This is a genomic window from Microcoleus sp. S28C3, assembly GCF_036700785.1.
Classification (GTDB): Bacteria; Cyanobacteriota; Cyanobacteriia; order Cyanobacteriales; family Microcoleaceae; genus Microcoleus; species Microcoleus asticus.
Map to the genome: position 1 here is coordinate 1 of NZ_JAUBPO010000168.1, position 10,248 is coordinate 10,248.

Annotated in this window: 8 protein-coding genes; 2 read left to right on the forward strand and 6 right to left on the reverse strand. The window is 40.9% G+C overall.

The features are described 5' to 3' along the window. Positions 1-296: 296 nt before the first annotated feature. Genes QUA13_RS29990 through QUA13_RS30015 form a run of 6 tightly spaced genes read right to left on the reverse strand, consistent with a single transcriptional unit; the run spans position 297 to position 6,184 of the window. Positions 297-959 (reverse strand): class I SAM-dependent methyltransferase, encoded by a 663-nt coding sequence (locus tag QUA13_RS29990; protein ID WP_333204425.1) that lies wholly within the window; start codon positions 957-959, stop codon positions 297-299. Between the two features lie 15 nt (positions 960-974). Next, complete coding sequence (locus QUA13_RS29995; protein ID WP_333204427.1) at positions 975-2,696, reverse strand: M3 family metallopeptidase; 1,722 nt, start codon at positions 2,694-2,696, stop codon at positions 975-977. Then, complete coding sequence (locus QUA13_RS30000) at positions 2,696-3,853, reverse strand: outer membrane protein assembly factor BamB family protein (protein ID WP_333204429.1); 1,158 nt, start codon at positions 3,851-3,853, stop codon at positions 2,696-2,698. The genes QUA13_RS29995 and QUA13_RS30000 overlap by 1 nt, the downstream gene beginning before the upstream one ends. Further along, entirely contained in the window at positions 3,850-5,037 is a 1,188-nt protein-coding gene (locus QUA13_RS30005) for a hypothetical protein (RefSeq protein ID WP_333204431.1), read from the reverse strand. The genes QUA13_RS30000 and QUA13_RS30005 overlap by 4 nt, the downstream gene beginning before the upstream one ends. Next, a complete protein-coding gene (locus tag QUA13_RS30010) occupies positions 5,027-5,983 on the reverse strand; it encodes an arginase family protein (protein ID WP_333204434.1) in 957 nt (318 codons plus the stop codon). The genes QUA13_RS30005 and QUA13_RS30010 overlap by 11 nt, the downstream gene beginning before the upstream one ends. A gap of 3 nt (positions 5,984-5,986) precedes the next feature. Continuing rightward, positions 5,987-6,184, reverse strand: a complete 198-nt coding sequence (locus tag QUA13_RS30015; protein ID WP_333204436.1) for a hypothetical protein — start codon at positions 6,182-6,184, stop codon at positions 5,987-5,989. Between the two features lie 580 nt (positions 6,185-6,764). On the opposite strand from QUA13_RS30015, the gene QUA13_RS30020 reads away from it, so the two are divergent. Then, positions 6,765-8,456, forward strand: a complete 1,692-nt coding sequence (locus QUA13_RS30020) for a CHAT domain-containing protein (protein WP_333204440.1) — start codon at positions 6,765-6,767, stop codon at positions 8,454-8,456. 311 nt (positions 8,457-8,767) lie between these two features. After that, complete coding sequence (locus QUA13_RS30025; RefSeq protein ID WP_333204438.1) at positions 8,768-9,769, forward strand: tetratricopeptide repeat protein; 1,002 nt, start codon at positions 8,768-8,770, stop codon at positions 9,767-9,769. Positions 9,770-10,248 lie beyond the last annotated feature (479 nt).

The following is a 10,248-nucleotide window of genomic DNA, read 5'->3' on the forward strand; positions in this document are numbered from 1 at the left end:
AGGAGTGAAAATTGTCATCTCACACTTTTTTGATTATAACCGATAAGTCATCAACTTATTTATTTTTCATTCCTAAGTCCTGTAAGTAAAAATAGTAACTTTTGGTTAGGATTATATGGGGATATGTGGGGCATTACTAAGGAATTTGTGGAAGAATGGGTAGCAGAATTGATCAGTATTAATCGCAACAAACTACTATTTTATCAGAAGGGACTGAGGGCAATGAGAATTATACAGCAAGCCATCTAGCTAGGTTGTCACCCAGTCAGATCAGTATCACTTGCTACTCAAACGCCTTAACCGGCTGTAATGTCTACTCGACTAGGTCTCGTTCTGAAAACAGACACAGTCATCCCCATCTCAGTTGGAATTAGAGTGGTATCAATAAAGTCGGCCTTGTGCAGGAAAACCAAAAACTTTTTAATTGAGTCTTCCATCTCTTGATAAGTACCAGGCTCAGCACTAAAATCACCATCTAAAAAGACATCATCAGCAACAACAAGTCCCTCATCACTAATTCTTTTCACTATATGCACCAGGTAATCCCAATACTCAACCTTAGCACCATCTATGAAAACAAAATCAAAACGTTCATCAGGGAACTTTTCAAGATACTCAATAACGTCAGAACACACTAGCGTAACACGATCCGATAATCCTGCGGTTGCTAAATTGGCTGCTGCGAGGCGTTGTGTTGACTCCGAAATGTCTAAACTTATAAATTTCGCATCGTTTCCTAAGTTTTTAGCAATTGCATAAGTTGAATAGCCAAAGTGTGTACCAATTTCTAACACAGATACAGGTCGGTGTACTGCAACAAGTAAAGAAAGAATTTTCGCTGACACTTCGTCAACTTGAATAGGCAAAACTTCGTTATCGAATATTGAAGTTTTCAGTATTTGTTCTTGAACGTTATTTTTATCTATGAATAACCTTTTGGCTATTTCCTTTAAACTCATTTCAATTCACCCACCTTAATTATCCGCATAAAACTCATAAAGACTTGTTACGTTAGGAAATCTAAATTTATAATCGTGGTTTAAACAATCAAATAAGTATTCTCCAGATTCAGAGTGGCCATATTTCACCGCATCCTCGCAACTCCTCGAAGCGCCAAGAAGATAGATAAAATTGGCACCAGGATACGACATATAACTTGGCCATGAAAAATATGAAATAAGATCACTAAAATCAATTAATTTTGAGATTCCATATTTTTCCACGAATGCATTGAAAATTTCGTAAATCTTAATACCTGGCATTTTATGACATTCAAAATCCAATGCTGCAACCAATGACTTGGTTAGCACTGTTGAAGTATATTCAGATTTTTTTACCTCTTGACAACGAACAATGTCATTTAACTCAATATCACTAAATCCATTAGCAAAGTGATGGCTAAAAACAAGTTTCTCAAACCACATACTCATTACTTCAAGGCGTTCCAAGGGTAAATACTCAAGTCCAGTCAAATTTGAAACGCACATCTGATTAAAGACATGATTTAACGCATGACCAAGCTCATGATACAAACTATGCACATTTTGAAAATTCAAATAACTATGCCCATCTTGATGTTTTGAAATTCGACAACACACATACGCTTCGGGTGCCTGAAAATTTTCATTGATAGAAGTGCGATTTAACAGTCCTATTGTGAAATTCTGCTTCACGCGCTTTCTATCTGAAGTCCAAAGATCAAGGTGAATTCGCCCTAGCACTTTGCCATCATCAACGACTGCCAGAGTGATAAATCTGTCGCCTCCCCCCTTTTCTTCTATCTTCAAATCAGCATTGAAAGTTGCGACTACTGCTTTTCTAGCAATCTCGATACATTCTTGAAGGTCAAATAAAGGAGCCTTCCAAGAATTATTTCTTCTTCGAATCAGGGCACCCATATGATCTAGTGAAAAATACTCTACAGACAGTTCTTGTTTTATAACATCAGCCTGTTTCTTAGAGACTTTTACTGCTTCTTGTATATTTCTGTAAATATACGAATTAACTTCATCTAAATTAACAGTAGCTTTAGACATAAATTGCATCAAAGAGGAATCAAATCCGGCAGTGCGAGCTTGAAAATGTCTTGCACTCACTAAATTATCAAACGCTTCCGCAGCTGAAATCGCCGACTCCAATTTACAACTTTTAAGGTATTGTATAAATTTACTTCGCGACTGATTGTCTTTAATTCCATTGATGATTGAATACTCGCTATGGCGACTTAATGTTTTGCCAAACCCAAGCTTTCCTAACACATCCACAGATACTTTTTCCAATTGTTCAACAGATTCTTGAAATTGAGTCTTAGCGATTTCTAAAGCTATATTCGATTCAGTAAAGGACTTACTACATATACGATCTTCAAGCTGTTCAATGTAAGCAATCCGACTTTTTTCCAATTGAGGATGTTTCGACTTAAAAGATTTCATTCCTCTCAACATCCTTTTGTCCAAATCCTTGTCCTGATGAACAATATCTCTCAAATCTTTCAACTGATCATAAGTTGAGAAATCTTCGTTGGCTTCAAGATACAAAAACAAATATGCAATATTATTGTATATCGTAGTAACCTCTATTAGAGTTCCATCATATATTTTCATTTCAGACAATTGGTAAATTCTGTCTATCCATGCAGTCAAAATATGTCGAAGCTCTTCTACTGGTTTATTAAGAAAATTTTGTTGCTGTTGCATTAGTTCTCTCCAAATGTGTATAGACAGATGTAACCAGAGTACGAAGTGCTCACAATTAAACCACTCCTAGAAACAACTGGCGTTGTATCCACCTTTGAATCATGACCCGGTATACCCAAAACCTCTGAAGTCTCCCAGAGAAAACGACCACTATCTGAATCAACACACTCCAAAGAAGCACGCCTATTAACAAAACATACTTTCGAGTCTTTAAGTGGAACAACCGATGTATAACCCTCAACTGGTGAATTCCTAACCCACAACAGCTCTCGTTTTAAAATATCAAAACCACGCAACTTCCCACCCAAACCAGAGAAAACCAAAACTCCATCTACGATTGCTGGGCTAGAAATCATCTTTTCTCCAAATGAGATAGCTTCAACTACTTCACCTGTGCATTCATCAAGGATGTATAAGGTACCATCACAATTAGCAGCAAACACAAGACCGGTATTTAGATCATAGGCAAGAGTCGCTTTTTGCAATCCGCCTAATTTAGCCTTCCATTCGATTTCAAAACTATGAGGGTTGATGCAAAATACATCGCTACCTCTTGCAATTATCAAGTTCTTTACTCCAGAAATAGGACTTGAATAAGGATCTCGATTCAGAGATATGGAACCAGATGGCCATTTGACAGAACACGGCAAATAAACACTACCAGTAACCGCACCAGTTTTTCCATCTAGAAAAAATAAATAGCCATTGTGTTGAGTAATTGCGATCACACCATTTGTGATTTCTAATGGAGCACCAAGAACTCCAAATTTCAGTTTTGTCTCCCAAATCAATTCACCTTTTAAAGAAAAACTGGCAATTAGACCGTTTGTGGTTGTAACTAAAACATGAGGAGGACTCCCATGTATCAGTAGAGGCGCATAAGGGGAGCCTAAAATTCTTCTTTTCCAAAGAGCGTTTTCTAAGTCTTTATCAAACAACTGCACATATCCATCATCAGATGCAACGAGCAAGTTCTCCCCAATAAAAACAGGACAAGAAGAAATTGGAACATCGATTTCTTGCTGTTTAGTTTTGTTGAAATACGAGAGTTTTCTAATCTTAACAATCTGAGGTTCTATCGAACAGTCAAAGGACTTTGATGGACCAATTGCACTTCTATCAGGCCAGGCTTTGAAGGTAGCTGAACCAAGCATCATACACCTCTCAATTTCGATTCAGAAAAATACAGATCAAGAGAATCTTTTAGATCGCACAATTCATCTTTTACTGTGCTTTGCACAACCAAACGATCAAAGCGTGCTAGTTCACCTAGAGCTACTTTCAAATTTTTAGTATCATCTATCTGCTCGAACTCATGCACTGCCTTTTTCAAACTCATCGAAACATACGGAAATCCGACAGATGCTGCTTTCAAAAAAGTTAAGCCAGCATTCCGATGGTCACCCAAATGCATAAATATTTCTGCTTTTTCGAAATAACTAGGAGACCAATTAATATCCATGTCAATCAACTGTTCCGCAATTTCGATTGCAGAGTTGGGATCTCTACGCAAGTACAAAAACTCCTTCAAAGTTGACTCAAGATAAGTCTTTTCAAGGTGTTTAAAATACGGTGATTTATCGCTTGCCATCTGTGCAAACTCATTTGCTTTTAACATTGCATGACGTGTGCTGACCTGATCCTTATCGTCAGCATATACCATTGCCCTTCCTCTATACCACGAAGATTTTGCAGAATCCGTTGTGTCGGTAGACTTCACTATCTCATCACCTAAATCTAAGAAAAATTTGTGAAGATCATCTGATATTGAACTACGCTTTGAATACCAAACCACAGCTTGAGAACAAGCGTCTAGCATCCTGCCAGCTGGAAGTCTGTCAGCCTCACAACATCGTTTCATAACTTCAAACTGCTTCTGATAGTTAACAGATTCCGCAACCCTATTGAGCAGTATAAAGTCCAACATTGCAACTTCGAACATCAACCTTAATGACAACTTCCTACTTTTAAGCTCCCTAAGAAAATTGATTACTGCACCAAAGCGGCCCATAGCCAATAATTTAGATGCCGCATGAAGTATCTGCAGGCTTGAAAGCTCTTCGCAGTTGAACGACATGATTTCAGCAATCACTTCAGGATTGCTTCCAGCGTCAGTTTGCAAGTTGGCATAACTGCACTTGCAACTAACCGATATTTCAGCAAGAACACCGGGTTCAAATACTTGAGAAAATCTGAAATCTACTTCAGGATCGAGTCCAACAAGCTCGTCAAGAGTTGCCAATGAAAATAAGTCAGCATCACTATCTACTTTTGCTTCCAACAGAAACATTGCAAAAGAATTAGGATGATAAAAAGCAGTAAATTCAGATCTATTCTCCACTTTCAAGATATCCTTCTAGCATCTGTACGATAAATGCGATAATACACAAAATTCTACCAGCTTCTAATATAGTGCCTTCACTCCTATCTGTCACTTGTGGTGAAAACTCAACTAGGTCAACACCAACTACTCGATTATGTTGAAAAAGATAGAAGAGAGATCTCATCAGATGATTTAGGCCTATACCCATTTCAGAGGGATAGCCTGTTACCCTTATCAAGGATGAATCCAATACGTCGACATCAATAGAAATATAGATATCTTCGTTTATCGGCAATCTCGATTCAATATAACTGAATTCGCGAGTCAAGTACTCGGTTGATGTTACCTGCTGAGCTACTTTTTCAAGGTATTCAAACGCTGAATATTGTTCCGTTTTTTCTACGGTAAATAAGGCATTAATTCCAAGCTGATACAAGCTTTTTTGCGGGAGCAAATCTACTACATGACTCATTACATTGGTATTGAATAGCGTCTCTAATCCCTCATTGCACCAAGCGCCCTGTTCCCATATCTGTAAATCAAGATGATGATCAAATTGAACCACTTTTAAATTCTGATATCTATTAAACAAAGAACGAACAACCGGATACGTAATTGAGTGGTTGCCACCAATCAATACGGGCACTTCGTCTTTTGGAAGCGAATCGATAAATCTTTCAACAAGCTGAACATTTGAAATATGATCATTGCCAAGTCCAGGAATATCTCCTAGATCTTTAATGCAAAAGGAATAAAGACTACTGTTAGAAATGATGCCAATAAAAGGATTTGATGCTGACCATGTATACCTTTTACTGCAAGCTCTCAAATAATAGGGGGCGTTTTCACTGCCAGCTTTTGCACTTCCGGTTTTGAGAGGAACGCCAATAATAGGAATTTTAGAATTACCGGATGAAAAAGCACGGAAAAAACCGCCAGAATTATTGTTTTTTCCTGTGCTCACAAGTTACACCAAACTAGTTTCTGATGGTTTGAGTCGATTCGCTTCTGATGGTTTGAGCGATTCTATCAAATCATCAATTTCTTTTTCAACAGCCTCATCCAACTGAATATCTTCAGTAATTTCAACATCTGCCTCAAAAAACATTTCCGCTGACGTTACACGGAAAAAGGCTGGTTTCTTATCGAAAGTGGTATTAGACATAATTACAATTCTTTTGCTAGGCGAATATATAAGTTGTATACCTTTCCCGATGCATTGTCAAGTACCTAAATCCTGAAAAATGTAAAGCGATCGCCCTGTCCCACTCTCCAACTAAATAGGGCTTGCTGAATAATCGAGCGCATATTGCGTCGCGAAAGGTTTCGAGCGCACGATCGAGAATAAAGTGCAAGATAAACAGGTAAAATAGGTCAAAACCCGTGCATCACCACCTGCGATCATGTACAAAAAAGCTGAGCTTGCCTCCAGCCCCCCATCCGAGTTTGAACTGCCTTTCGGAGGAAGGTTGTCAGCAGACAACCGTTGGGTAAAAATGGGCGAACTAACGGGACTTAGACAAATTTGGAGCAAATCAGCCTCTATCCCTCTCTGGCAAAGCGATTTAGTTCGATAGGGGTAAACCAGGCTCAAACCCAGTCACAGTAAGAAAAAGCCTAAATTTACCTTAAAATATTACTGTGACTAGGTTTGAGCCTGTTTTCGGGCCTTATTTTGTCTAAGTCCCGCTAAGCTGATTAAGGGGCTGACGGACAGTGGCAGCGAAGTTTTTCAATTAGATGTACTGCGCCCCCCGACTTATAGCCAGCTAGAGAAGGTTCTGCGGCAAGCCAAAGAAGATGGTAAGTCCTATCACATCGTTCATTTTGACGGACACGGGATATATGAAGATCTAAAAGCCAAGAAAACGGGTAAGCCCCCTAAAAAAATGCGTGGCTATCTGATATTTGAAAACTCCGACCCTCAATCTCAAGATCTGGAAGAGTTGGTCCACGGAGAGTTGCTTGGTCAATTGCTGGCAGAAACGGGAGTATCCTTGTTGGTGCTTAACGCTTGTCGCTCAGCTTATATTGAAGCGCCCGCTGCACCAAGCCAAACCCTTGCGGACAGGAAAACTAGCGCCTATGGCTCTTTGGCCCAAGAGGTGATGGATGTAGGCGTTGCGGGTGTGGTGGCGATGCGCTACAACGTCTATGTTCTCACCGCTGCCGAGTTTGTGGCTAACCTGTATGAGGCGATCGCCCAAGGTCAAAACCTTGGTGAGGCTGTCACAAAAGGACGTTTGCATCTGCACGCCCAACCGATGCGGGAAATTGCTTACAACCCACTACCATTGCAAGACTGGACAGTGCCGGTGGTGTACGAAGCAGCACCCGTGGCAATTTTCCCTAATTCTGCTGGCATTCCCAAACAGCCCTTCACCTTCAGCCAGGGTGATGCGATACCAGTGCGGCAAATGCTCGACTCGCAGCTACCCAAAAGCCCCGATGCCGGTTTTTTGGGTCGCGACGAAACCCTGCTGGCACTTGACCGCGCTTTCGATACTCAAAGCATCGTTCTGTTGCACTCTTATGCTGGAGGCGGCAAAACGAGTACCGCTGCTGAGTCTGGTCGTTGGTACGCGCAGACCGGTGGTGTGGATGGGCCGGTGTTGTTCACCTCGTTCGAGCGGTATGTGCCGTTGAAGCAGGTGCTGGACAAGATAGGTCTGGTGTTTGGGGACTGGTTTGAGGCAAGGGGAGTTCACTGGCTGGCGTTGAACGATAGCGAGCGGCGAGATAAAGCGCTGGAAGTGCTGCGGGAAGTGTCGGTGCTGTGGATTTGGGATAACGTTGAGCCGGTAGCAGGGTTCCCCCCTGGCACAGAGTCGGCGTGGAGTGCTGCTGAGCAACAAGAACTGGTGGACTTTTTGCAGGAGGCAAGGCAGACAAAGGCTAAATTTCTGCTAACTTCCCGCCGCGACGAGCAAGGGTGGCTGGGCGAACTGCCTATTAGGATTGCAATGTCCCCAATGCCGATGCAGGAACGGGTGCAACTGGCGCGAGCGATTGCCGAGAAACGAGAGCATCAATTGACAGAGGTGCAAGACTGGCGACCCTTGCTGCAATTCAGCCAAGGCAATCCGCTGACGATTACGGTGCTAGTGGGTCAAGCCCTGCGTGACGGGTTGAGAACTAAGGAGCAGATTGAAAATTTTGTGGGTCAATTGCGAGCCGGTGAGGCAGCAATTGAGGATGATGAGAGGGAAGGGCGATCTAAGTCCTTGGGTGCGTCGTTAAGCTATGGCTTTGCCCATGCTTTTACTGAGGAAGAACGCAAAAAGCTAGCACTACTACACTTTTTCCAGGGTATTGTAGATGTGAGAGCATTCTGCTTAATGGGAAACATTGATAAAGATTGGTGTCTACCCATTGTACGAGGCTTAACTCATGAAACTGCTATTGCTCTCAGGGTAAGCGCATCTAATTTTGTATAAAATTTGACAGATTATTTGCACTTGATCTAGAAAAAACTCAAAAAATCGTCCTAACTGAACTTAATTTCCTTCTCTTGCATTATTAGTTGCAAAAAGCAGTATTTAACACTACATTTTGCCTACTCACTAAAATTTGAGAATGTTTGAGAACGCAAAAATAAGTTGATTTTAGCTCTGCTCCTTGCCAAAAAATTAATATCTTTGACCTATTTTAGCAGTAAAGGCAATTTGTCTGTATCGTAAGTAACCAATTAAGATGCGCTTACCCTGCTATTGCTCTATTCAATCATGCTACAGAATTAGGATTGCTGGTGAAAGCCTTTGATGGTTATTACGTTATCCATCCTGTTGTCCCTTGGTATATCAAAATCTTGTTTGAGCAATATTATTCATCTGATAATGATAACAGTTATGGCGCAGTTACTTATGCTTTTGTAAAAGTCAAGAGTTCGTTTGGTATTTATTGTGCAAAGGAATATGAAGGTGGCAACCGTGATATTATTCTGGAACTTATAACCGAGGCATCTAATTTGCTATATGCCATGCAACTAGCTAAAGCTAATAGGTGGTGGTCAGAAGTCATTAATATAATGCAGTCATTGATATTATTCTACGAACATACAGGACGATATAGGGAAAGAATTAATCTCGTTGAAAAAACGGCTATCGATTTTGTTGAACCGTCTACAGGAAAGCCTTTACAAGATCGTGAGGAGCAGTGGAGTATCATTACTAATGCTCAGATTCGGATTGCTATAGACAAAAGAGATTGGAATATAGCAGAAGAATTAGAAAGACGTTGTGTTGACTGGAACCGTTCCCGTGTTACTTCGGCTTTAGCTTTACCATTTTCTGAATCGTTAGATAGAAAACAAGAGCAAACAATTTACTCGTTGGCAGTATCTCTAATTAATCTCGGTGTTATCTTAGCTGAACAAGGTAAGCCTGAATGCGTTGAAGTCTATGAAGAAGCTATCCAGCTATGTCAACTTCTTAGCGAAAGATCTCCTGAAGCCTCGCTTTGCTTTAATCTGGGCAAGGCTTATACAGATGTTTCTGCAATCCGAAATTTAGAGCAAGCTGAAGGATGGTATCACCGAAGTCTGGAGCTTTGTAACCAAAGACGCGATGCCTTGGGAATCAGTAAGTGCTTGGGACAGCTAGGATTGCTCACCTATGATAAATTCAAAGAAGCAAGTAATTGTCAAGAAACCAATGAACAGTTAAGTCTCTATCTTAATGATGCTGCATCTTTTTGCCATGAGCAAATAAATTGGATTAATAAAAGCGGCGCAAAACCAACAAACAACTAACCCAGCCACGTTTTCGGGGTGGAGTTTATTTGAAAGACCCTGGCAGCACGCGGCTCATGCCTTTGGCTACATTGCCCCAGCACCCCCAGGCAGCAAAACCCTTCCTATCAAGTCTGCTGGTAACATTGCCCCTGACTTAACGCTCAAAAATGCCTGCATCAAAATTACGCTGAACTGTTTGCGCGTAGCCGCGTATCCTGGGGGCGGCACTCACCAGATTTTGTTTGATTTTTATGCCCAAAATCAAGTACCGGATACTGTAGAGCATCTGCATTTCAACAGTACATATCGAGTGCGTGAAGGGGAACGAGCTGCTATTCTCAATTATCCTATTTTCGTTGGTTTGAATGTTGGTAATGATGGGATTCCCTTCAAATGTTACACAGTGAATGTGCAAAATGAGACACTGTTCTCTTAAGGAGTGAGATATTGAAACCCCCGAAAGGTGAGGAGTTCAGAGATAGCGAGGGGACGAGAGA

Coding starts and splice junctions, on each gene's coding strand:
- QUA13_RS29990 (WP_333204425.1), bottom strand. CDS start 959: ATGAGTTTAAAGGAAATAGCCAAAAGGTTATTCATAGATAAAAATAAC.
- QUA13_RS29995 (WP_333204427.1), bottom strand. CDS start 2,696: ATGCAACAGCAACAAAATTTTCTTAATAAACCAGTAGAAGAGCTTCGA.
- QUA13_RS30000 (WP_333204429.1), bottom strand. CDS start 3,853: ATGATGCTTGGTTCAGCTACCTTCAAAGCCTGGCCTGATAGAAGTGCA.
- QUA13_RS30015 (WP_333204436.1), bottom strand. CDS start 6,184: ATGTCTAATACCACTTTCGATAAGAAACCAGCCTTTTTCCGTGTAACG.